Annotated in this window: 20 protein-coding genes; 9 read left to right on the top strand and 11 right to left on the bottom strand. The window is 42.5% G+C overall.

Translation table 11 applies throughout. The annotated features are described in order from the left end of the window. Positions 1–128: 128 nt before the first annotated feature. Positions 129–2,600 carry an EAL domain-containing protein gene (locus tag FLL45_RS07830; RefSeq protein WP_185964374.1) on the top strand — a complete coding sequence of 824 codons (2,472 nt, stop codon included), beginning with the start codon at positions 129–131 and terminating at the stop codon, positions 2,598–2,600. A 108-nt stretch (positions 2,601–2,708) separates the two neighbouring features. On the opposite strand, the gene FLL45_RS07825 is transcribed toward FLL45_RS07830, so the two are convergent. The 8 genes from FLL45_RS07825 to FLL45_RS07790 form a co-directional block, all read right to left on the bottom strand. Then, positions 2,709–3,134 carry a hypothetical protein gene (locus FLL45_RS07825; protein ID WP_142941478.1) on the bottom strand — a complete coding sequence of 142 codons (426 nt, stop codon included), beginning with the start codon at positions 3,132–3,134 and terminating at the stop codon, positions 2,709–2,711. A 197-nt stretch (positions 3,135–3,331) separates the two neighbouring features. After that, complete coding sequence (locus FLL45_RS07820; protein ID WP_142941477.1) at positions 3,332–5,362, bottom strand: acyltransferase family protein; 2,031 nt, start codon at positions 5,360–5,362, stop codon at positions 3,332–3,334. A 14-nt stretch (positions 5,363–5,376) separates the two neighbouring features. After that, positions 5,377–6,489 (bottom strand): glycosyltransferase, encoded by a 1,113-nt coding sequence (locus tag FLL45_RS07815; protein ID WP_142941476.1) that lies wholly within the window; start codon positions 6,487–6,489, stop codon positions 5,377–5,379. Between the two features lie 50 nt (positions 6,490–6,539). Then, positions 6,540–7,433 (bottom strand): glycosyltransferase family 2 protein, encoded by an 894-nt coding sequence (locus FLL45_RS07810; protein WP_142941475.1) that lies wholly within the window; start codon positions 7,431–7,433, stop codon positions 6,540–6,542. Between the two features lie 151 nt (positions 7,434–7,584). Next, the gene (gene rsmA / locus FLL45_RS07805; protein WP_142941474.1) at positions 7,585–8,406 is read right to left on the bottom strand and encodes a 16S rRNA (adenine(1518)-N(6)/adenine(1519)-N(6))-dimethyltransferase RsmA; all 822 of its coding nucleotides are present in this window, start codon (positions 8,404–8,406) and stop codon (positions 7,585–7,587) included. Then, the gene (gene pdxA / locus FLL45_RS07800) at positions 8,403–9,410 is read right to left on the bottom strand and encodes a 4-hydroxythreonine-4-phosphate dehydrogenase PdxA (protein WP_142941473.1); all 1,008 of its coding nucleotides are present in this window, start codon (positions 9,408–9,410) and stop codon (positions 8,403–8,405) included. The genes rsmA and pdxA overlap by 4 nt, the downstream gene beginning before the upstream one ends. Continuing rightward, a complete protein-coding gene (locus FLL45_RS07795; protein WP_185964373.1) occupies positions 9,400–10,692 on the bottom strand; it encodes a peptidylprolyl isomerase in 1,293 nt (430 codons plus the stop codon). The genes pdxA and FLL45_RS07795 overlap by 11 nt, the downstream gene beginning before the upstream one ends. Positions 10,693–10,961: 269 nt before the next feature. Further along, positions 10,962–13,418, bottom strand: coding sequence for an LPS-assembly protein LptD (locus FLL45_RS07790; protein WP_142941471.1), 2,457 nt, complete (start codon positions 13,416–13,418; stop codon positions 10,962–10,964). A 152-nt stretch (positions 13,419–13,570) separates the two neighbouring features. Here FLL45_RS07790 and FLL45_RS07785 point away from each other — a divergent pair, with 152 nt between their 5' ends. The 7 genes from FLL45_RS07785 to FLL45_RS07755 all read left to right on the top strand — a co-directional run bounded on the left by FLL45_RS07785 (position 13,571) and on the right by FLL45_RS07755 (position 19,203). Continuing rightward, the gene (locus FLL45_RS07785) at positions 13,571–14,641 is read left to right on the top strand and encodes an aminoglycoside phosphotransferase family protein (RefSeq protein ID WP_142941470.1); all 1,071 of its coding nucleotides are present in this window, start codon (positions 13,571–13,573) and stop codon (positions 14,639–14,641) included. Further along, positions 14,638–15,321, top strand: coding sequence for an N-acetylmuramate alpha-1-phosphate uridylyltransferase MurU (gene murU / locus FLL45_RS07780; RefSeq protein ID WP_142941469.1), 684 nt, complete (start codon positions 14,638–14,640; stop codon positions 15,319–15,321). The genes FLL45_RS07785 and murU overlap by 4 nt, the downstream gene beginning before the upstream one ends. Positions 15,322–15,347: 26 nt before the next feature. Further along, positions 15,348–16,151, top strand: a complete 804-nt coding sequence (gene djlA, locus FLL45_RS07775) for a co-chaperone DjlA (protein WP_142941468.1) — start codon at positions 15,348–15,350, stop codon at positions 16,149–16,151. A 73-nt stretch (positions 16,152–16,224) separates the two neighbouring features. Further along, a complete protein-coding gene (locus tag FLL45_RS07770; RefSeq protein WP_185964372.1) occupies positions 16,225–16,713 on the top strand; it encodes an acyloxyacyl hydrolase in 489 nt (162 codons plus the stop codon). A 54-nt stretch (positions 16,714–16,767) separates the two neighbouring features. Further along, the gene (gene dut, locus FLL45_RS07765; protein ID WP_142941466.1) at positions 16,768–17,223 is read left to right on the top strand and encodes a dUTP diphosphatase; all 456 of its coding nucleotides are present in this window, start codon (positions 16,768–16,770) and stop codon (positions 17,221–17,223) included. Next, the gene (locus tag FLL45_RS07760) at positions 17,174–18,535 is read left to right on the top strand and encodes an MFS transporter (RefSeq protein ID WP_185964371.1); all 1,362 of its coding nucleotides are present in this window, start codon (positions 17,174–17,176) and stop codon (positions 18,533–18,535) included. The genes dut and FLL45_RS07760 overlap by 50 nt, the downstream gene beginning before the upstream one ends. Positions 18,536–18,537: 2 nt before the next feature. Beyond that, positions 18,538–19,203, top strand: a complete 666-nt coding sequence (locus tag FLL45_RS07755) for an alpha/beta hydrolase (RefSeq protein ID WP_142941464.1) — start codon at positions 18,538–18,540, stop codon at positions 19,201–19,203. 103 nt (positions 19,204–19,306) lie between these two features. Here the strand turns inward: FLL45_RS07755 and FLL45_RS07750 are convergent, their stop codons facing one another. After that, positions 19,307–20,851 (bottom strand): AbgT family transporter, encoded by a 1,545-nt coding sequence (locus FLL45_RS07750; RefSeq protein ID WP_142941463.1) that lies wholly within the window; start codon positions 20,849–20,851, stop codon positions 19,307–19,309. 294 nt (positions 20,852–21,145) lie between these two features. On the opposite strand from FLL45_RS07750, the gene FLL45_RS07745 reads away from it, so the two are divergent. Next, positions 21,146–22,564, top strand: coding sequence for a sensor domain-containing diguanylate cyclase (locus FLL45_RS07745; protein WP_142941462.1), 1,419 nt, complete (start codon positions 21,146–21,148; stop codon positions 22,562–22,564). A gap of 55 nt (positions 22,565–22,619) precedes the next feature. Here FLL45_RS07745 and FLL45_RS07740 read toward each other — a convergent pair whose 3' ends face one another. Together FLL45_RS07740 and FLL45_RS07735 are read right to left on the bottom strand one after the other, a co-directional pair. Then, positions 22,620–24,146: an amidohydrolase family protein gene (locus FLL45_RS07740; protein WP_142941461.1), complete on the bottom strand. Its 1,527-nt coding sequence runs from the start codon at positions 24,144–24,146 to the stop codon at positions 22,620–22,622. Then, positions 24,146–24,463: a hypothetical protein gene (locus FLL45_RS07735; RefSeq protein WP_142941460.1), complete on the bottom strand. Its 318-nt coding sequence runs from the start codon at positions 24,461–24,463 to the stop codon at positions 24,146–24,148. Before FLL45_RS07735 ends, FLL45_RS07740 begins: the two co-directional genes overlap by 1 nt. Positions 24,464–24,703 lie beyond the last annotated feature (240 nt).

Genomic DNA, 24,703 nt, shown 5'->3' with positions numbered 1-24,703 from the left:
AATCAAGCCATCACCCATAGAATAGAATACCTATTTTTCGCAGCAGATATCGGCATTTTAATGACCATTCTAAGAATTTAAATCAATTATCAAGCAACTCAAGCGGCCTTCTTCTATACTGAAACTAAGTGGTTAAGGAAAAGGCACTTACTTTGTCGGAACAGCCTAATCAATCGTCAAACAAAGCTAATATCAAAGAAAATAAGCGTGATCTGCAAGCTCGATATGTTTACATGGATGCACTGTTTGACTTTATTATTAAAATCAATCAGATCAATTCGGTGCCAGAGATCATTTGGCATCTCGCCCAACACACAATTAAGTCATTAGACTTCGAAGATTGCGTCATCTATCTCTTGGAAGAAGACGACGTCACCTTAAAACAAGTAGCGGCTTATGGTCCTAAAAGTCCTTATCAAGAAAAAATTATTAATCCTATCACTTTAAAAATTGGTGAAGGAATTGTTGGCCGATGTGCTAAATCAAAACAGTCGGTTATTGTGAAGGACACCAGTAAAGATCCCAATTATATCGTCGATGATCAAAGCCGAGCTTCGGAGCTGGCAGTGCCAATTATTTTTAAAAACAAAGTCCTCGGCGTAATTGACTCGGAACACAGTCAAAGAGGATTTTTTAGTAATGAACATCAACGATACTTAGAAATACTCGCAAGTGCATTAGCTTCGAAACTAACCGCAGAACAAAACGTCGAGACTTTAGAAGAGCTAGTCAATGCGATTGGCGAATCGAAAAAGCTAAGTGATATCTACCTCGAGATTTCAAATTTAACTTTTGTCACTCGCTCAAAAGAAGAACTCTACACCCGGATCCACGAAATCATCAGCCGACAAGTTAAAGCTCAAAGTTTCTTTGTAGTCTTATACAATAAACAGACCAATAAGTTTAGTTTTCCTTACATTCAAGACGATAACGCAGTTCATCAATTCAATTTCCAATTACCGGATAGGGATACTAATAACTTGCTAGTTGCCGAAGTCATTAAAAGACAAAAAGCCTACCTCCTCGAAAGTGAAGATCTGAAAATATTATTTAAGCAAAACCGTCTTATATTTCGCGATAAAATTCCAACAAGCTGGATGGCAGTTCCATTTGAAATCGATGATGAATTTTCTGGTGCCATCGCCATGCAAAGTTATGACCAGTCGATTCAGTTTAGTTATGAAAATAAAGAGTTTCTGACATTTCTAGGTCAACACATCAGCAGTGCTATTGGGCGTAAAATTCAAGAGCAAAGGCTTCAATATCAAGCCCTTCATGATCAAGCGACAGGCATACCAAACCGTGCATTATTCATGGATCGCTTGGAGCATGCATTTTCTTTAGTTATCGATAAATCAAAAAGCGCTTTATCGGTTCTTTTTATCGATCTTGACGACTTTAAGCTCATTAATGACAAGTATGGCCATCAAAAAGGCGATCTATTGCTCCGAGTCGCAGCCAACCAGATTGGTTCGTTACTGAGTAAAAGCGATACCCTAGCAAGAATTGGCGGAGATGAATTTGCGGTGTTACTTGAGTCTAATGTTAGCCAAGCTCGGGCGATTCAAATTGCGAATTTAATTCTCGAACGCATGCGACACCCCATCCGTATTGATAATGTCCAAATCACGACTTCAATTAGTATTGGAATAGCCCTCATCGACAAGTCGATAGATTCAGCAGAGTCGCTTTTAAAGAACGCTAGTCACGCAATGTATCATGCGAAGAAACAAGGCAAAAACAATATTAAAATTTATGAAGTGGGTTTGCATCAAGCCATTCTCAAAGAAAGAGTTTTAATCGAAGAGCTTAAAATTGCCATCGAGAAAAAGCAGTTAATCTTTTACTTCCAGCCAATTGTTAATCTCGCCTCTCAAAAGGTAGTTGGGTTTGAGGCTTTGATGCGTTGGGATCATCCCACTAAAGGAATAATTGCCCCGGGCGAATTTATTCAAGTCGCTGAACAAAATAATCTCATAAGAGAAATCGATCGTCAGCTACTCGTCAGTGTGGGCCGCCAGCTACAAGAATGGGGCAAACTGAACAATGACCCCATTTATATCAGTTTCAATATCTCAGCCCACCGTTTTGTTGATTCATTGTTAATAAAAGAGATTAAGCAAACAATTCGCCAATTTAGCCTTGACCCTAGCCGGCTTGTCATCGAGTTGACCGAAAGCGTTCTTATGGAAAACATCGGCAAAGCGCGTCATTTGTTTCATCAACTCAAACTGATTGGCGTAAAAATCTCACTAGATGATTTTGGAACAGGTTATTCTTCGCTGAGCTATCTGAATCATTTACCATTTGATATTCTCAAAATCGATCGCTCATTTGTTACGAATATCAATCATCAAACCCCCGATCACCCAATCATCAATATGATTGTTGCTTTAGCGAAAACCATGCAGATATCTCTCGTCGCCGAAGGAATAGAGACGGAACTACAGCTAGAAAAGCTCACAGAGATGGGATGTCAGTATGGTCAGGGGTATCACTTTGCCAAGCCAGTTCCAAAAACGATCGCTGAACAACTGGTTGTAAACACCAACCTTAGCGATAAGTTCACCGAAAATGCCTCTCAGTTTGGGCGGTCATAAACGCACTTGTTTACCGCTGTAAACGCAAAGATTAACTGCAAATCAGTAACAATAGTTAAGAGAAGCAAGGCTAATTTGGACTAATCAGCCCCGTTGTTGTTTATTGTTCTAGCCACACGAATAGTCGGGCACCAAAGAGACCACCTGGCTAGTCCCATCGACAGATTCCATCAAATAGCATTTACCGTCTTTGCCACGCTGATACCAACGACTATCCAGAGGCGCAGTTTGGTGACTGTCAATCTCATAGCCATTAACGACACTCTCAGTATCGTCGGAGTACTCCTTTTCAACAACAACCCTTCGCTGTGGTTCATCGTCATCAGAAGCTTCTGAAATCATATGGCCGATAACGCCTCCAACAACTAACGCGCCCAACACTGCACCCGCTCTACCGTGGGAATGGCCATGTACCCCAACGGTTACGTTACCTCGATGATGAGGGTGAGAATGCCCATGAACTGAATAATGCGTGGAACAAGCGGCCGTAAACAGCAAGACTATGACAGCAAAGATGGAAGGCATGATTTTCATAATAATCCCAGTTTAGTTTCGGTGTATCACAGGTTTTAGCGGATTATCACATCGCGACAATATCTGCGTACAATTGAGCAACTTACCTATTAGCTTAGCAAAATAAAACTTAACTAAAACTGAACCAAGTGATTAATCTTTGACAATACCAGTAATACGAGTCCAAAAGACTGAAAACGCGCCTAATACCAAGGCGCTTAGTTGCCGCTATTAAAGGACTCTAAGTAACTCTCAATGCCAATAACTTTTGCTAAAGCTAAAGCGGAATCGGGTTTGAGGTTCCTTCGAATGTGATTCGCATCTTTATAGATTAGCTCATTATTGATATAGGTTTCACACGACTTTTCATCGCAAAGTGCCGCTGTAGGAATTATCGCCGTCGTGTTAGGGTATCTACTCGCAAGATCATTTAATAGCTGATCAGTCGCTTTGTGCCAATCAAGTATCGTATCAGCATTCAGTATTTTATAGTCGGAATCTTTACATCGACTCCGTAATAACCAAGTATTCTCTGAGAAAGCACACTCATTCAAGACTTTATTTGGCCGCGGAATATCCGCTAGCAACATGACAGAGCGCTCGCTTAACTTATCAAGCAATAAAGCGAAAGCTGGCTCAATTGCCTTTACTCCGAGATCTGACGACTTGTCTTCTAGCGGCAAACTGTTGAGGTTGTCGGGCTGTGAGTCTGAATAACTCATTCTTGCGTGTCCCGACCATGCTGCCGCTAGAACAATGAGATCGACTTCTGGGTTTTGATCCAGCCACTCTAAAACGACTTGATTTCGGGTGGTACAGTCTTCTGTAAAAGTAGGATAACGAGGGTAATGAGACTTTACAATATTACCTTCTAAATACGCAGGACATTTTCTTGGTCCAATCAGAACCGACATATTTTTTGACTTAGCTTGCAGATCAAAAATTTGTGCCCAGTGTTGAGAATGACTATCTCCCCATATAATGGCTTTTGTTTTCGCTTCCTGCCAAGGTACGCCGACAACACAAAATGATTCGTCAAGTTCTTTAAATGGCTTCATCGACTCAGTGCAATTGATGTCCCACATTAAATCATCATCGGCAACAACTAGCTGACTTTCACTCATCCTAAAAGCCATGCCATTGGATAAATAAATTCCCAGTGACAACAAGATAGCCAATGCGGTTGCCCAACGTGTTACTCTGAAGACCTTTTTATTGGACAGTTGCCGATAACGATAACGTTCTTCAATATATTTCCACGACCAATAACCCGCGAGCAAACTTGCACTAATCAACATTAGAACTTCAAAACCGTTAAACGCACGTTCGTTGACATAAATTCGATAATAAACAACTATCGGCCAGTGCCATAGGTAAGCAGAGTAAGAAATTTTCCCAATAAATACCATTGGCTTGTTGCTCAAAAATTGCTTGAGTATATTATCTTGCTCACTCAAGCCATAAATAATAAAAGCGGTTCCTAAGGCTGGTATTAAGGCAAGTATTCCTGGGAAAGCGTCGTTGTGGTTAATCACGAAAAAACTACTCACTACCATGACAAATCCGAGTAATGACATGGCACTCAATTGCCACTTTAAACCTTTCGGTACCAAAAGAAAATTGAGCGCAGCGCCGATAGCTAACTCCCACGCTCTTGTCGGTAGCATATAAAAAGTAAAATCAGGTTGAGTATCGATAAGCCATAAATTTAAGCCAAAAGAACTCACTAAAATAAATAAAACTAAAAACTTAATTCCACTGATACCACCAATCTTATTCGCAAACACAAGCAGCAGCGGATAAAAAAGATAAAACTGTTCTTCTACAGCCAAGGACCACATATGCACCAGTGGCTGGATCTGCGTCGATAGATCAAAATAGCCAGAGTTTTTCATAAACCACACATTGGCCAAGAATAAGTTGGAGTAAAATGCGCTTTTCGCTAATTCGATATAGCGATTGGGTGACAAGATAAAGGCACCGAAAATTAAAGTACAAACAATCAGCACCATCGCCGCAGGTAGCAAGCGTTTTATTCTTCTCGCGTAAAAATCGGAAAAGGAAAATTTTTCTTCTGCAACGCTTTTAAGTAAAATGCGCGTAATTAAAAAACCCGAAATAACGTAGAACACATCCACACCAATAAAGCCGCCTGACATCGACTCTACACCGGCATGAAAAACAATAACTGACATCACGGCAATTGCGCGAAGTCCATCTATTTCTGGACGATAATGAATATTAGCCATATTTTTATCTTGCTTTAGTCAATCAAAGATGAATAAATTTGTTCAAAGCGTCGAGTTTGTTTTTCTAAATTAAACTGTTTTTCGATGCGTTCGATTCCCGCTGCCGCGAAGGCGCGTCTTTTTTCCGAGGAACTTAATAACGAGAGCAGTCCTTCGGCTAAAGCGTCAACCGAGCGCTCTTCAACTAAAATACCCGTTTGATCATTTTTAACCGCTTCAGAAACACCACCAGTATCAAAAGATACAACTGGCGTTCCCATCGCTTGCGCTTCTAAAAAGACCATACCCAGGCCCTCTTCGTTTCCACGGCGCATCACTACGCTTGGAGCACACATGACCCAAGCCTTATCCAATAAAGTTTTTATTTGCGCAGAATTCTGGGGTCCTAAGAATTTTACATTGGTTAAACCTGCCGCAATTGACTCTAACTTTTTACGTTCCACACCATCGCCAGCAATGAGCAACTGGGCTTGCGGTATAACTTTGTTGACTTGATGCATCGCATTAAGCAAATACTCGCATCCTTTCTGCTCTATGAGTCGTCCAACAAATAGAACGCTTGGCGACTCACTTTTCTCTAGTGAAGGTTTAAAAAATTGATTATCAATACCAATATAGTGAACCGTTAATTTATCCTCAGGACAACCCCGAGCAATCAGTTTGTCGGCAATAAATTGGGAAGAAGCAATAACATGCTGCGCTTTCTTAAAAACGAATTCTCGATGTTTTTGATTGTAAGAGAACCTATCTTTTTGGGTAACGTCGGAACCGTGAAAAGTTACCACTAACGGGATTTCTAATGCGTCGGCAATCGCTCCGGAATAAAATCCGCCTTTACCAAAATGCGCATGAATGAATTTCGGCTTAAACGTTTCAAGCGCTTTTAACCACGGCTTAGAAACCTGGCTAAATCCTTCCAGCAAGAACTTGTCCCACTTTGGAAATTTACTAAAGTCACTCAATACGCAACTCTGATGGTTTTCAATTAAGTGCTGGCCAGACGAGTCATGGGAAAAACCAGTAAACACCGGATTAAACGCTTTTAAAAAACGCGCTTGATTTGCAACAAAGGTATTGGAAAGTGGCAATACTCGCTTAGTAAAAATTAGGAAATTATTGACGGCCACAGTGCTCCTCCGAAACTAGCGAAAGCGATACTCAAACAAAACCGCTAACGCTACTCCTGCATTCGACGAATTTTACTGCGTAGTCGAGAAATACTGCTGCCTTTTTTATAACGGCCCTTAATAATATGACGTATTTGATAAACGCTATCGATATCGATGGCTTCGCCACTGGTTTGCAAAAGCCAACGAAATGCCGTGTCTTCATAGGTCTTGCTCCAGTGCTCAACCTCCGTTTGAAAAGCCCTCATCCCATCACAATAACCGATTGCTCTTGCTACATCACCATTGACGATTTGAAAAGCGCCTTTGGCTTTTTCAATGGGGTGAAGTGTGAACTCATCAGCTTGGATATCAACTAACTGCGGTTTGCGCCCTTTTTTAAGCATTGGGTCAGACTCTGCAAGCATCGGTGTTTTTCGTTCTTGTTTTGGAAAGTAAAGCGCGCCTTTTTTGCTTTGTAGTGCCCGCGCAAGTGAATCGATACAACCATTGTGAAAAATAATATCGCAGTCAGTATACCAAACCCAATCGGCTTTAGTGTCCAGCGCAGCCCGATTGCGACCAATCGCTCGTCTAAACAGTTTCGGCTTACTAATTGGCTGTGGATTCCACTTCACGTTTTTGGTTTCTAGCGCGGAAAAAAACTCAATGGTATCTCGGGTTTCAGTATCTTCTTCCGAATAAAAAACGGTCACTGTTAACTGAGCATTTTGTGGGGGGTAGTTAACAAAAGAACTGAGTTGATAAGTCAACATATTGCCATATTGCCAACAATGACTAACAATTTCGATATTAAGCAATCCAGTCTTGGCAGCTCGTTCACTTTCAGAGGGAATCGCTCTGCGGAACCAACGGGGTGGCATTAATCGCTTGACGAATACCCGAAACAACTGGATTAGCAACCGGCTATACCATGCAGCAGGATAAGTTTTGGTATTTTGCATTGATTCCTACACGGAGTATCGACCTTATCGTTATGTGTCGCATAATATCACGTGTCCGATATTGAATCTAATTAAAGCCTGCTCAATACGGGTTATGTGGTATATCTAACGGAGTTAGAAATTTTCAAGGAAATGGTGAGTCGATCTAGAGTTACCGGGAACTATTTCGGCTAACCCAATTTGCGGCGTCGACGAAGTTCTCCAAATTGAGGTTTTCCGGTCTTAAGGTTGGGAGTATACCCAACGATTCAAAGGCTTGGTCATCAAGACGCTTCTTCCAAACATTTCGCACAGTCTTACGGCGCATATTGAACGCCTCACTAACCATTGCTGAAAAGACAGCATAATCTTCGAGTGGTAAACGCTCTCTTTTGGGGGTTAATCGAACAATCGCAGAGTCGACCTTGGGTGGTGGTGAAAACGCCGACGGCGGAACAGTAAACAGATATTGCGCATCACAATAATATCTTGTCATTACGGTCAATCGTCCAAATGCTTTGCTTCCCGGCTGGGCAACAATTCTATCGATGACTTCTTTCTGGAGCATAAAATGCATATCTTGAATGCCCTGGTTTTCGTCGCTAACTTCAAGATGTTTGAACAAATGAAAAAGGATTGGGGTGGAAATGTTATACGGCAAATTACCAATAACTCTTAGCGGCTTTTCCTGAGCAAACTGAGAAAAGTCAGCTTTGAGTGCATCTTGCTGAACAATATCTAATTCACCTAAGCCGTCACAATTAAATTTCAATTTAGGGATGACATCGTGATCGAGCTCAATCACCGTCATTTTACCCACTGAGGGCAAAACATGACGAGTGAGCGCGCCTAACCCCGGTCCAATTTCTAGGAGATTGTCCCCCTGTTTAGGCTGAATTCCTTTAACTATTCGATCAATAATTCCCTGATCGGTCAAAAAGTTTTGCCCAAAACGCTTTTTAGCTTGATGTTGATTGGGGTTAAAAGGTTTCATCCTGGCAGCTTCCCTTCGGCTAAACTTAAGGCATAGTTGATCGCATAACAGAGACTATCAGCGGAAGCCGAAAAGTCATTCGCAATATCTAAAGCGGTTCCATGATCAACTGAAGTTCTGATATAGGGTAAGCCTAGCGTGATATTAGCGCACTGACCGAAACCAGCGGCTTTAACAACCGGTAAACCTTGATCATGGTACATCGCTAAAAAAATATCAAAGCGAGCACGTTTTTGGGGGGTGAACAACGTATCCGCAGGATAAGGTCCTGATACCTGATGGCCAATTTCAGCAAATTGCTCAATGACTGGCTGAATAATCTCGTCATCTTCCTTACCAAGCAATCCTCCCTCCCCCGCATGAGGATTTAATCCACAGACGGCAATTTTAGGCGCAGAAACACCGAGCCGGGCCAGTCCGTCAATAATGGTCGAAATCGTTTTTGTCAGACTGTCTTGAGTAATCGCTTTAGATACTTGGGCGAGTGGTAGGTGAGTCGTTTGTAAACAGACTCTAAGCTCATTAGTTGCAAGCATCATCACGACCTTGTCGATGCCAGCGGCCTCGGCAAAATATTCGGTGTGTCCTAAAAATCCGCTATCAACTTGGTTCAGGTTCGCTTTGTGAACTGGCGCAGTAACAATTGCATCAACTTGCCCATTAAGGGCTAAATCATTTGCTAATTTCAGCATCTTTAGCGTGTCAGCTGCATTTTTTACCGATAACTCGCCGGTCGTTACTGTTTCACTCAGAGGGGTAGCGACAAACCAAATTTGGCCCGGCTGATGAGGAGCGGCATCACTCCCCAGCTGATAGGGCAACAGCCTGAGGGGCAAACTAAGCTTGCTGGCGACTTGAGCCAGAAGCTCGGGATCAGCACAGGCAATCAACTGACCTTCGAATTCCTGCTGTGCAGCTTTTACAATCAGCTCAGGACCAATCCCTGCAGGTTCCCCCATCGTCACTAAGACTCTGGGGAGCGACTGGTTACTGTTATTTGTCATTGATTATTTTGATATAAGCCTGATCGCGCATTTCACGCAACCACAACAATGCTTCTTCTTCGAATTTTCTGTTATGCAAAATTAAATAGGCTCGGTCGCGTTTCTTTTCTTCGGTCTGATCTTGGTCGCGACGACCGAGAACTTGAATGATGTGGTAACCAAACTCAGATTTAACCGCTTGGCTGATTTCATTGATGGCCAATTTGTCCATTGCTTCAGTGAACTCTGGAACGAAAGTACCCGGATCAGCCCAATCCAAATCACCACCTAATGCACCCGACCCTTTATCATCAGAATGCTCAACAGCTAACTCAGCGAAATCTTCACCTTCCAAAACTCGCTGGCGCAACAGCTGAGCTTTTTCATAAGCTGCTTTTTCGTCGAGAATCGCGTTAGGAGTAATCAAAATATGCCTTGCGTGCGTTTGCACAACTGAGTGAGTCTCAAAGCCGCCTTTACTTTCAAAGAGTTTTAAAATGTGCAGTCCACTTCCTGATCGGAGTGGCTCAGTCACTTCGTTTGCCTTCATATTGCGCACACTATCGGCAAACAAACTAGGTAACTGTGACAAACTGCGCCAACCTAGTCCGCCACCACTCAGGGCATTTTCGCCCGCAGAGTGGGTAATCGCATATTCCTGGAAGTTTGCGCCACCGCGGAGTTGTCTGACAATATTTTGCGCTTTCTGACGAACTTTAGATACTTCCTCAGGTGAAGCCCCTTCCGAAAGTGGTAAAAGAATATGACCGAGTGAGTATTGCGTCCGGCTTTCGCCTTCTTGGTTGATCTGCGCAAGTACGTTGTCGACCTCTTTTTCACTCACTTTGATTCTTCGGGTCACAGCACCTTTGCGTACCCGCGAAATCATGATCTCATTACGAATATCTTCGCGGAAAATAGCCCAAGCGAGGCCTTCTGATTCAATTTTCTTACGAAACTGCTCAACCGAGAGTTTTGAGTCATTAGCGATTCTTTCAATCGTTGCATCGAGTTCAGTATCACTGATCCGAACTCCCGCACGTTTCGCCATCTGTAACTGTAATGATTCCAAAATCAAGCGCTCAAGCACTTGCTCACGCAATTTTTCAATGGGCGGTACGGCCTGGTTACGCGACTTGATTTGATCAACGATACTATTGGTTCTGCGAACTAACTCGCTGGCTAACACTACATCTTTATCAACCAGAGCAACAACGCGATCGATAATTTCAATTTTTGCATGCGATAACGCCGTATAAAATGTAATTACTATTACTACGGCCAATTTAACTAACTTGTTCATTTTCAAACCAATTTTTACTTCTAATGTTACTTCCGGAGAACCATTTCTGCGTTTTGCAAAGTTGGTACTCTTAAAGCCGTTTATTCCTAACGAGCAACCCATAAGGTGCGGCACGTTCTCATATATTGCTGTGGCTTTTCAAGCCATTATTCGACCAAAACGCTTTAACCGCGCCAAGCCCGGATTATCTCACAATTTTTGGCTCAACCTTAGCGATTTTACTCACTATAATGATTCAACTTACGCGGAATTTGCGCTTTTTTGCGAGTTTAATCTATTTTATACGGATCCCGGTACCCATTGATGCTCGTCGTCAGCAGCCGATCGAGATTCGATTGGCCAGCGGCTCCCAATCCTTTAAAGACAAACTGAAAGTAGATGCCATCATTATAACTATCTTGCTGGAAGATCGGCACACCTAACGCGTCTAACTGAGTATTTAAATAACGCTGTCCTACCAAACGAACGGCCCAACAGCAAGACTCATACTCGATGCCAGCCAACGCCTCTATGGTGTCGCCTGTTTCGAGATCGCTGTACCAGCGGCCTACCATTCTCCAGCGCTCATCAATCGACCAAGCAAAAGAAAAATCTAACTCCTCCACTTCTTGGCCGACTATATTTCGGTATCTATGGCTTAAATTGACAATATGATTTTCTCTAGGTTCAAAATTTATTCTAGATTCAGCTCGGTTGGTAACCTTCTGCTCTTCATCCCATTCAATAAAACCACTCAAGGTCAGTGAATCAGACAGTTCAAAATCAACTTGCGCCAACCATGGAGATTCAGACCGAGTGGCTGCTGGCGAAGTATCAAGCTGCACTTGACGATCCTGAAAGTACACGGTTTTACCGACTTGCAGGTGAATCAACTCTCTGCCAGACTCCAAACTCACCAACCGGTTACCAAGTGCAATACTCAACTGGTCGGCATCACCGATGCGATCAATGCCATGAAAGCGGTTTTCTCGCCACAGTTGCGCGAAGCTCAAGTCGGTCACGCCAGTATCGAAGTTGTTAATTTGTGATTGATCTTCAAATGGAATGTAAGTGTAAAAAATTCGCGGCTCAACACTATGATTAAACGGCTCCTCTCCCCAACTAAATTGGCGATCAAAATAGAGGCCACCGTCCAGACTAAATACTGGCAGTTCACGAGAAAAATCAGCTTCCTGTTCGGTGAGCTGAGATTTCTGAGTAAATTGAGTCAATTGGTAGCTTAATTTAGGTGTGACAAATCCCCAGGAAGCAGTGAGCGGATAACTAACCGTAGGCGCAATATGATAGCGTCTACCCTCTAGTTGATTCTGATTGTTATGTTCAAATCGCGTTAACTGAGATTCCCACTGCCAGCGAAAGCCCAATTGATCAGTATAATCCGCGTAGGCTTCCCAGCTCGGTAAATATCGATAATAATCGATCCCAATTAATGACTGATGGCCTAGCGCAAACCAGCGCATTTGCCAAATGTCATCTTGGTAATAAAGGTTAAGCTCACTGGTTAATCTTGAGGCATTTGATGATTCAATGCCTGAACCAAAATCTCTAAAATAATCACTGTCACTGACACGACTCGCTTTTAAGTTTGCACGCCAATTGTTATTGATGTTGGTGACGTTAGAAATCGCCCCGAACCAACGCTCATCACTCGTTGCATCTAAAGTTACGCCGGGTAGCGGATTATCCAATTTAGATTGCAGCAAGTCGTCGCTCGGCATCCATTGAATATCCACCTGCGTTAAACCCAAATCACTTAAATAACGAATCTCAGTCGCGAGTTGGTTGCCCCGATTTTCGATAACCCTTGGAGTGATAGTGGCATCGGACTGAGGCGCAATATTCCAATAAATAGGTAATGCCAAATCTAACCCTTCTTCACTACCATGCTTAATTATTGGCATTAAAACGCCAGATTTGCGGCGATTATCAATAGGAAAACTTAGGTAGGGTAGGTAAAACACCGGCACATCTCCAACTTCGATAACCGTATGATAGGAAGTGCCATAACCTGATTCGGGGTCGATAGCCATCTCACTTGACTTTATTTGCCAACTCTCTTCCCCCACGGGACAAGTGGTAAAAGCGAGGTCATTAAAGTCAATGGTGTCATCTTGGTTGACATTGATCGACTCTGCAGTCCCATTGGCGTTGTTCGAGAAGATATAAAAACGAGCTTGCTGCAAATCCACTTGTTCAGAGGATTGCATTCGCTGCAATGACTCAGCGCTAAAAAACGCGTTTTCGGATTCCAGGGAGACGCCTCCTCCGGCATAAAGTTCATCGGTGAGATGATTAATCCGAATTTCTTGAGCGCGCAACAACGAGTCGAGATCTCGGATGGATACATTGCCCAGCAAATGAGTCGTTTCGTCGCTATTGGTGGGCACACTATCAGCGAGCATTTGAACTTGCTGGTCAGCGGTTGATGATGATAGTACTGCTTTACTAACAAGTTGGCGCTCTTGTCTCGAGAGATTTCCCGCCCCCGGACATAGAGATAATAATTTAAGATCGGGCTGACCATTTACCAACGGCATTCGCGATTTAAACAAAGCCTCTAATTGCGCTTGACTTGTTAATCCGCTTTTTTCTTCCGCTACTTCCTGTTCTTGTGCAAGTGATACGGTAGGCGTGCAAAATACAACCAGTACTGCAGCGCTAACAAGCGGCAAGACGAATGGTTTAAGTCTGTACGGTATCGAAGCTGTAATAGCCTGTTTTGGCAAAGCTTTTTCTCTTTTACAAAATCTGACGCTATGATACTTGAAAAGACATGCAGCGAAAACACCCAAAGCAGCACGAGACTTTGCGACTTGTGATAAGTATCAATTACAGGCATTATTCTTGGCCAATGCAATAAGAGGTTATTTACTTACCCATGGGACCCGCTAGTCAACCTGACACCACTAGTTCACTAAAGGCAAACACCGAACAAATTCGCCAACAAAGGCGCGATAATCTGTCTCAGTGGATTGGCTCAGTGTTAAATACTAACGCGCCTGAATTAACCGTAGTCTCGGGTGATGCCAGTTTTCGGCGCTATTTCCGATTCAAACATCAGGGAGCGACATATATCGCGGTCGATGCGCCGCCAGACAAAGAAAATAACCTAGCGTTTTGGCAAATCGGTTCGCTGCTCGCGTCGCAAAAGATCAAAGTCCCAGAATTCAAACATATTGATCTTGAACACGGCTTTATTATTCTGAGTGACTTGGGTGATCAACTGTTATTACCACGATTGACTGAAAGCAACGTCGATAGTTTTTATCGCAAAGCAATCGATATTATCATCCAACTTCAAATCATACCCGTTGAAAAAATCGCCGATCTACCAGCTTACGACGAGCAAAAATTAGCTTTCGAACTTTCACTTTTTGAAACTTGGTTTGTTAATAAACATCTCGGTATTCAATTAACCGATTCCCAACAAACAATTATCGATAAACTCTGCAAGCAGCTGATCGAACGAGCAACCAAACAAAATCAACGACTCACTCACAGAGACTTTCATTCACGAAATCTTATGCTAACCCAAAGTGATGAACTTGCGGTCATCGACTTTCAGGATGCCGTTATTGGGCCCGTCAGTTATGACTTGGTTTCATTATTAAAAGACTGTTACATTAGTTGGCCGAGAAACAAAGTTATCCATTGGCTTGAGTCTTATTATCAAATTGCTAGTCAACAGACAGTAGCCTGCAAACCACTAATGGAATCCTCATTTGACGCTTTTACTCAAGATTTTGATTGGATGGGATTGCAAAGACATCTAAAAGTGTTGGGCATTTTCTGCCGCCTAAATTATCGCGATAACAAGCCACAATATTTGAAGGATTTGCGACTGACCTACGACTACGTGAAACAAGTAACGAGTCACTATCAAGAACTCAAGGATTTCGATGAGCTGTTAGAACAACTTATCGGTCCTGCATTTGAGACCAGCCAATGAAAGTAATGCTGCTTGCCGCGGGTCGAGGTCAACGCATGATGCCGTTGACTGCGAATCAACCTAAACCACTTTTAAAGGTTGCCGGAAAACCCTTATTACAACATCACATAGAAAAGCTCCGAGATGCAGGACTAACCGAGCTCGTAATCAATCACTGCTACTTAGGTGAACAAATCGAAGCTTATTTTGGCGACGGGCAAGACTTTGGCGTATCTATCGAATACTCGCCTGAAACGATTGCCCTCGAGACCGCAGGTGGATTAAAAAACGCGATAGACAAATTGGGCAAGCGTGCATTTGCGGTAGTCAATGGCGATGTTTGGAGCGACTACCCATTTGAAAAACTGACCAATAGTCCCCATATCGAAGCTTTGGAAACGAATAAAAGTTTGGCTCACTTAATCTTGGTAAACAACCCGCCTCAGAACCTTTCGGGAGACTTTGGATTAAAAAACAGTCAAATTCTCAATAACGCTGATAAAAAATTCACTTACTCCGGAATCGGTCTTTACAGTCCATCACTAATTGAAACCTGTGAAACAGGCGTGCCGACGCCACTAGCGCCTTTACTGAGAGCGGCAGCGGATAAAAACTTGATTACCGGAGAGCTATATCCAGGGAAATGGACCGATGTGGGTACTCCAGAACGGTTAAATGAGCTGAATAGCTCGTTGCAATAGCCAACTAAACTGATAGCGAACTAACTATGAACATTACCGGAAAAATAATATGTGGCGGGATAGGTCTCTTACTTGGGGGACCCATTGGTTTGTTGCTAGGGATCTGGATAGGTCATAGCTTTGACAAAGGACTTAACCAAGATTTCGGTCGAATTTTTGAACCTAAAGATCCGTCACAAACTCAACAGCTATTTTTTGATTCTACCTTTGCGGTTATGGGTCATCTTGCCAAAGCGGATGGTGTCGTTAAACAAATCGAGATTGATTCGGCAGAGCAAGTTATGGCCAAGCTTGGCTTGAGCGGTGAAAAACGCCAACAAGCAATCGATGCATTTAACCTCGGTAAATCGCCGCAATTCGATCTTCAAGTGAATTTGCGTGAGTTTATCGTTAATTGCGCTCGCAAACCCAGCCTAGTGCAAATGTTTTTAGAAATCCAAATACTCAGCGCGACCGCAGACGGTAAGGTATCACCTGCTGAGTTACAAATTCTTTATCAGATTGGCGACGCTTTCAGAATACCAGCCTTTCAAATCGATCGATTGATTGAAATGGTGATTGCTCAACAGTCATTTTATCGAAACGGACAATCTGGCGGTTACGCGAGCACCCAAGGCCCGTCTATTGAACAGGCCTACCAAGTTTTAGGCGTCTCACAAGATGCAAGTAAGCAAGAAATTAAGCGCGCTTACCGAAAATTAATGTCGCAACATCATCCAGACAAACTGGTGTCCAAGGGGATGCCTGAGGAAATGATAAAAGTTGCTACAGAGAAGTCACAGGAAATTCAATCGGCCTATGATATGGTTAAAAAACAGCAGGGCTTTTAAATCCGTCCGCCAAGTGAAATACATAATCTGGACAAGCCTAACGATATTTCTTTTAACCCATTCGAAATTAGTGATGGCTGTAGATGGACTGATGTTAAGTTATGGCCACGGAATGAACGACGCGTTGATTCAAAATCAAAATATTAGCGGCGCCTCTCACCAGTCAATCGGGTTATTCTGGGGTAGTGAATATCATTTTGATCATGAGTGGTTCGGTTATAGCGAACTAGAATTCGAAGCATACTATTCTCAAATCAAACTTGAACAAACACGCCAAATCATCGCCTTTAGACCAATCCTTAATTTCTGGGGAAATAAAAATCAACGACGAAATTGGTATTGGCAATTCGGAGTGGGTATTAGCTATTTTGATGACAAACAATTTATGCCTGTCACTTTATCAACGAAAGGGCAATTTGCAACCATGTTTGGCATCGGAATCCCATTCAATCAACAGCAAAACCGTTTAACACTGCGATATAATCACTACTCCAATGCTTATTTAAAAAAGCCTAATCCAGGGCTCGATACCATTAGCCTCGATTGGCATGTAAGTTTTTAGAATGACAGCTTGTCGAAAATTTGACCAAACATTAAAACGTGGAGCATTCTCACAATGAAAAAAATAGAAGTAAAAATTTTAGATAAACGGATTGGCGACGAATACCCACTGCCCGCTTATGCCACCGATGGTTCAGCCGGAGTCGACTTGCGCGCTCTGATTGACGCCCCACTAAATCTCGAGCCTGGTCAAACGGAATTAATTCCAACGGGAATTGCGATCCATATCGGCGATCCTAATTTGGCAGCAACGATACTCCCTCGTTCTGGTATGGGGCACAAATATGGTATCGTTTTAGGTAACTTAGTCGGACTAATCGATTCTGATTATCAAGGCCAACTCTTCATATCGTGTTGGAATCGGGGCAACACTTCGTTTGAAATCAACCCTGGGGACCGCATCGCACAATTAATGTTTATTCCAGTTGTACAAGTTGATTTTGATGTGGTTGAAGAGTTCGATGCGAGCGATCGGGGTGAAGGTGGCTTTGGTCACTCTGGTAAACAATAACAAATACCACAAGGCCTTTTACTGGGTAAAAGGCCGTTACCTATCAGCATCTGATATAACGCTCATTCAAGCAGCCATGTTCAAAGATTATTATCACTTCTTTCGTCAAAACCATCAGTTTCTGATGTTTGGATTATTAACCGCTTTTTTTGGCAACTACGGCCAATCCTTTTTTATCGCATGGTTTGGTGACTCCTTTTTGTCATCATTTAACTTGACGAATGCCGAGTACGGTACGGTCTATTCTAGCGCGACTTTAGTCAGTGGATTCCTGATACTTTGGGCTGGTGCTCTGATTGACAAAATCTCTTTAAAAAAATTTACCTATGGTGTGAGCGGAGGTTTAGCAATCGCTTGCCTGCTACTTTATCTTTCTGAGGACTTATGGCAACTCGTATTGGCTTTGTTTTTACTGCGCTTTTGCGGGCAAGGTCTTATGTTTCATATCGCCTTCACATCTATGGCGCGATATTTTGAAAACAATCGAGGTAAAGCAATCGGTGTTGTCGCGTTTGGTATGCCACTAGGAGAAGCAATATTACCGGCATTGGCTGTCACTCTGATCAGCACCTTGGGCTGGCGAGAGACTTGGCTCGTTTTAGGCGTATTTTTGCTAGTAGTATTTTGGCCGATAATGAACTTTCTGTTGAATCGCTCTCAAGATCGACTCTCACTCTATGACGAAACGGTATCCGCTCAGCCGAATGAGACCAAAGCGCAATGGAGTCGCAATGACGTTATTAAAGACTATCGCTTTTGGGTACTGATTCCTGTGGTAGTCGCTCCCGCTTTTATCGTTACCGGGATCTTCATTCATCAAGGCATTCTATTAAGTACCAAAGGGTGGAGCGAGCAATGGTTTGCATTATGCTTTACCATTTATGCATTCTCTCATCTAAAATCCTCATTAATTATCGGCTCGATGGTCGACAAATACAGCGGCCAAGCAATGATTCTTTATTATTTATTGCCGATGCTCCTGGGGATTGTGTGTTTAGCACTCCCATTCAGCCAATCTTATTGGGCACTCGCCTTTATGTTTCTTACTGGATTAACAATTGGCGCAGCTGGTCCGGTTGTGGGTTCTATGTGGGTAGAGATTTATGGCAATAAAAATATTGGGGCTATCCGTTCAATGGTGACGTCTATTATGGTCGTTTCCACTGCCATCTCTCCAATCTTATTTGGCTGGCTTTTTGACAGTGATCACAGTTACCAACAAGTCATGAATTACTTGATAGGGTATATTGTCGTCGCAATATTATTGATGAAAATTTTTGTTTTAAATACTCGAAAATCAACAGAGGCATAATCATGGAGTACTTACCCCACATTCAGACTGAAACTAAAAGTAACCCTAATGCAGCCATCATTTGGTTGCATGGTTTAGGGGCAGATGGCCATGATTTTGCGCCAATTGTGCCGGAGCTTGGGCTACCCGATGATCTCGCCATTCGCTTTATATTCCCGCACGCGCCATCTATACCAGTAACAATCAATAACGGCTACGTAATGCCGGCCTGGTACGATATATTAGAAATGTCAATCGATAGAAAAGTCGATACCGAGCAGTTATTAAAATCATCACAATCTGTCGTCGACTTTATTGAAAGAGAAATTGAACGCGGTATTGATAGCAGTCGAATAATTATCGCTGGATTTTCACAAGGTGGCGCGGTTGCAATTCAATCTGCGCTCACCTACGACAAGCCGTTGGCTGGATTACTCGCAATGTCGACTTATTTTGCCACCAAGGCAACGATAGAACCAAACCCGGCTAACAAGAATATTCCTATCCAAATCATGCATGGTTTAATGGATCCCGTGGTACCAGTTCAACTTGGTAGTGATAGCTTACAAACTTTATCGTCAATGGGTTATCAGCCTGACTTAAAAACTTATCCGATGGAGCATGCAGTTTGTCCGCCGCAGATAAAAGATATTGGACAATGGATTCAAACAACACTCGCAAAACAATGAAAGTAGTCTCTTCATTGCAAGTGTTTTAGGCTAACAGAAGCTCATTAAAAAAGGCCCTATTGATTAACATAGGGCCTTTCTTTTAGCGCATTAAGAATTACGATCAACCAGCAGGATAGGTATAGCTCGACTGCAATCCAAGCGGAATACCAAGCCCCCAGTAAATTAATAAGAATATTGTCCACCCAACCATTAGCGCAATACTGTAGGGCAACATTATCGAAATCAGTGTACCAATCCCGGTTGATTTAACATAGCGTTGACAATAGACGACTACCAGCGGGAAGTAAGGCATCAACGGGGTGATAATATTTGAGGTTGAGTCACCAACACGATAAGCCGCTTGTGTTAAATCAGGCGAAATGCCTAACTGCATCAGCATCGGTACAAAAATAGGCGCCAGCAGCCCCCATTTTGCCGAGCTTGAACCGACGAACAAATTGACAATACCCGTCAAGATAATGATACCAATTATCGTCAACCAAGAAGGCAGTTGCGCAGCTTTGAGTAACTCAGCACCTTCAATAGCCATCAACGCCCCAATATTAGAATTATTGAACGCTGCAATGAAGAGTGCACAGAAAAATGCCATTACGATGTAATAAGCCATTGAATTCATCGACTTGGTCATCGCATCGATCATGTCTTTCGACGATTTAAAGCTCCCCGAAACAAATCCGTAAACCGCACCAGGGATCCAGAACAACAAGAAAATCAGAGGAACAATCGACTGCATCAGAGGCGCTGAGAAGCTAGATAGCTGTCCATCGGGTGAGCGTAGCGGCGAGTCCTCGCTACTCGCTGCGAAATACAACAATACTAATCCAAGCACCATTACGCCAGACGCAATCATGAAGCTCTTCTTATCTTTTGCGGTCAACTCATCAAAAGTCGGCAAATCATCGTCTTCATCAGTTTCAACCTTGGTATTTTGCAACCTTGGCTCTATGATTTTATCGGTGATATACCATCCGAGTAAGATGATAAATAGACTTGAAGCAGAGGTAAAAAACCAATTGTTAAGTGGGTTAATCAATATGTCGGGCTGAATAATTTGTGCACCGCTTTGGGTGAAGCTTTGCAATAATGGATCAATTCCCGAAGGTATAAAGTTAGCACTAAAACCGCCTGAAACGCCAGCGAAAGCGGCGGCTATACCTGCGATAGGATGTCGTCCCATTGCATAGAAAATGATACCAGCCAATGGAATAACCAAAACATAACCGGCGTCAGTTGCGGTATGACTAACAATCGCAATTAGGATAATCGATGGTGTCAGCAGCGCCTGAGGAGTCACTTTCAACATCAGTTTCAACCCAGCATTGATAAATCCAGAATGCTCAGCGACACCAACCCCTAGCATGGCGACTAGAACCACGCCGAGAGGTGCGAAGCCCGTAAAGGTCCTCACCATACTGGATAGGAAATTAGCGAGCGAATCACCGGTTAACAAATTATTTACTACGATGGCTTCGCCTGTTCTGGGGTCAATGGCGTCAAAAGTCATCTGTGAAAAGATATAAGATAATCCCCATATAATTAACATGGAAATTAAGAAAATCATCGCTGGATCGGGTAACTTGTTCCCCACCCGCTCTATCGCGTTGAGTGCGCGCATGATTAAAGAATTATTATTTGATTCAGTCATGGAAAAGCGTCCTAATTAATATTTATCGTTATGCTACTGAATGGTTATTTATCGAGGCATTGAATACGAGCTTTATTCTTATTTGATGATGCCATAATACCAAATATTTTCAATGGATTAGTAAATATTCAGGCTTTTCATTTGCTCGCCTTTTCACCTTTGAGGTAATTCTCCTCTTTCGACAGCTCAAATTGCCGTATAACAATGGATTAATTAATGATCCACGTCAGCTGCTTGACTCGCAAAATCTCATATTCCGACTAAACTGAGAATTAAATAATCAAAATATTCTTAATGATGCTCAAAAAAAGGTACGCCGAAATTATCGGCGTCGCTCTGACCTATATGATACTTGCCAGAATAGGCCAATTGTTCGCGATTGAGCCGGGTAATGTCACACCATTATGGTTGCCATCGGGCATTATGGTCGCGATCACTTTAGCGCGTGGACCACAAATCTGGCCGGGCGTATTTTTGGGTGCTTTTTGCGGTAATATTTGGGCATATTTCAGTTTTAGTAGTCTTCAAGCAGCCTTATCCAGCATCGCTGCAGCAACATTTAATGGGGTTGGCGATGTAATCGCTTGCGTTATAATGGCTGAGCTTGTGTGCTTTTTTACCAATACCCGAAACCCTTTCAAAAATGCAATTGATCTGGCTTGGTTTATTTGTCTCGCAGTCATTATCGGTCCACTCCTTAGCGCTATCTTCGGCGTGGGCGGGCTGAGTCTGTTTAACGTTATTGACAATGAGTTGTTCGTATCAACCTTAAGCGTTTGGTTCTTTGGCGATGCTACCGGTGTATTAATCTTCACTCCCATGCTTTACCTGTGGCTCAGCGAGAAGTCATCAAACTACAAAGACGAGCTTAAATGGCTGGTCATTATGTCACTTGCACTAGCAATACTCAGCGCAGCTTTGTTAGAAATACTCCCCTTCCCTGGATATATTTACCCTTTATTGTACTTATTTATTCCCGCAGCCTTGTATGGTTTTCTTTACTTTGGTCCACGAGTCGCATTTAGCTTGTTATTAGTCATTGGTACAATCGCGCTATTCGCAACTTCTCGTCAGGTGGGCTTTTTCGCGGATGAAAATATTAGTAATGCCATTATCAAACTGCAATATTTTTTAGCCATCTTAAGTCTCAACATCTATGTAATCGCTTTGTTTCTCGCCAAAAAAGAAAAAATTATGGCGGATTTGGCGACCAAAAAAACCAAACTTGAAAAACTCTATCGACAAGATCAACTAACCAAAATCTGGAACCGCTACCGAATCAAAGAGTTCTTAGAATATGAGCTTTCTCGATTTCAACGCCATCACACTGCATTCGGTGTGTTAATGTTTGATATCGATGATTTCAAACAAATCAATGATACGCTCGGGCATTTGGAAGGAGATAAGGTACTGGTTGAACTATCCAATCTAGTCGACAACCATACTAGACAGTCAGATTTGTTCGGCCGTTGGGGAGGCGAGGAATTTATATTGATCCTCACCGATACCACCAAAATAGAGCTAATGACCACTGCAGAAAAAATCCGAAACTTAGTCGAAAAAAACCAATTCGAAATTGGTCAGAAAGTCACAATTAGCATCGGTGCAACAATCGTACAAACAGGCGACTCATCCTTAAGTCTCCTTGATAGAGTTGACGAAGCGCTCTATTGCTCAAAAGATGAAGGTAAAAACCAGGTTACCCTCAGATAATACCTTCCTTAAATCGTCAAAGATTTTTTCGAAACAGTTATCGGCGTATTAAATATCAAAAGCGTACAAAAGGTTTGATTCCGATGGACTCAAACAGTTGATCGGAACGATAGAGATTATTCCCTTTAATAGTCATCGCAACCGATCTGATATGACTTATGTCTTCCAGGGGATTGCCATCTAACAAAATCAAGTCAGCTATCATGCCCTCCTCGATCGTACCGACGTCCTTCTGACCAGCAATACGAGCAGAATTTATTGTCGCGATTTTCAAGACGTCATAGTTAGGGATCCCCGCTTTCGCATAGAGTTCCAATTCTCGATGTAGAGTAAAACCAACTATAGCATCCGTTCCCGCAACTAAGGGAACACCCGCATCGTAAAGTTTTTTGATCATCATTAGCAGTGCGTTCGCTGAGTCTGCATAGCGTTGCTCATTGTCTGCAGTTATCTCCATCTCAGCGGCGAGAAAGCCTCGCGCGACATTGGCTGGTAAATGATCGGCAATCATTGCATATCCCGGATCAAGCTCTCCCGCTTTGTTGAGAAACATACTATGAAAAATAGTCACGGTGGGGTCAACAACAGTCTTTCTCTTTTTTAGCAACTCAATAAAGTCGTTAACGGCTTTTGAGTTGAGGTCTAAGCTTCCCGCTTCCTCTGCGACCAACTTAAATCTTACTGGTGTTCGAGTATCGTCTTTCGGTCCCGCTAAAAAATTAAGAAAAACCATGTTGATATGTTGAATCTCATCAAAACCATCCTTCACAGCCTTTTCCGCAGTCATGTAAGAGGGAATATGGCCACTTAACCGCATGCCATGTTGATGAACTCTTTCGGCAATTGGTTTAACCCATTCCGGTGTGATCGAGCTATATATTTTTATTTGCTGATAGCCTCTCTCCGCATACCAATCAACATACTTTAACGCTTCTTCTAGCGTTTCTGCTAACTTCCCTGTTGGCGCGGAAAAGGGACTTTTTTGATCAATAAAGCCGCCTCTGTATATGCTCGGACCAATCACTTCACCTGAGTTAAAGACTTCAATAGTTTGCATCAATTGTGCGTGATCGTTGGCAAGATCTCTCACACTTGTTACGCCATTAGCAATATTTAGAAGGCCGTCACCCATTTGGATATGAGCATGCATATCCCACAACCCGGGCATCAAAGTTCGACCTTTACCATCAATCACTTTATCCGCTTTAATTGATTTCACTTTCTTTCCTATCGCCAAGATCTTGCCGTTCTCAATCGCGATACTTGTATTTTTAATTAATTGGTTATCTTTAGCAGTAAAAATATCAACATTATTAATGACCGTAACACCGTTTAACGCGATAGAATTTTTCGTCGCTAATTGCTTATTAAACTCAAACTCCGCCTTGTCTTGAAGCGCTTGCAATTTTTTTAGACTATTCCCCCAACCTTCTGGGGTTAATCCCATCCAGCTATAGGCAAGTGCAAATAGCTGATGGTTTTCATCAACCCATAAAAAGCTTGGACCGAATCCTAATCCGTTCAGAGCTAACAATTTCACATTACGTTTCTCTTGCGCTTTAGTCACTTCAGTCGTTAACATCACTTCGTAACTTGCGGAGCCAGACGGTATAGTTCTAGTTTTTTATTTTTGGTTCGATCAATCGCTTTGACAATGAGTTCTAAAGTATAAGGTGTACCGTCAGCCGCAATATAAAACTGATCCGGTTTCACCATTCGTTTTCCTGACTCTTGAGTGTTCTCCCAAATTGATTGGTTTTGATAAACTCGATAAGTTTCATCAATTTTTGCCCCCATGTAAGAATGACCAGTCAGTACCTGGGATAAAATATTATTTTCGTCATCAAAAGTGATTAATTCTTGTACCTTGGGCCCTCTCCCCCCGATCATTAAACTCAAAAGTAATCTGGATTGACTTATCGTCATTTAGGGTAACGATTTGCTCACCTGATTTTTTACCCATTGTTAGCCAGTCATATTTTATTATTTGCTGAGCATTGGCTGATGGACTATTCATTAATAGGCTCTTAATTAAGAGCAAGTAGACTAGTGTGTTAATTCTCATTGTTATTATCCAATTAAATTTTAAATCAAAGATCTATTTTTGGTGATAAAACTGAGTTCGCAGACTTAAGAAAG

Source organism: Aliikangiella marina (genome assembly GCF_007004765.1).
In the GTDB taxonomy this organism is placed as follows: Bacteria; Pseudomonadota; Gammaproteobacteria; order Enterobacterales; family Kangiellaceae; genus Aliikangiella; species Aliikangiella marina.
The sequence above is the reverse complement of the archived record's forward strand: the minus strand, read 5'-3'. Positions and strand labels throughout refer to the sequence as shown.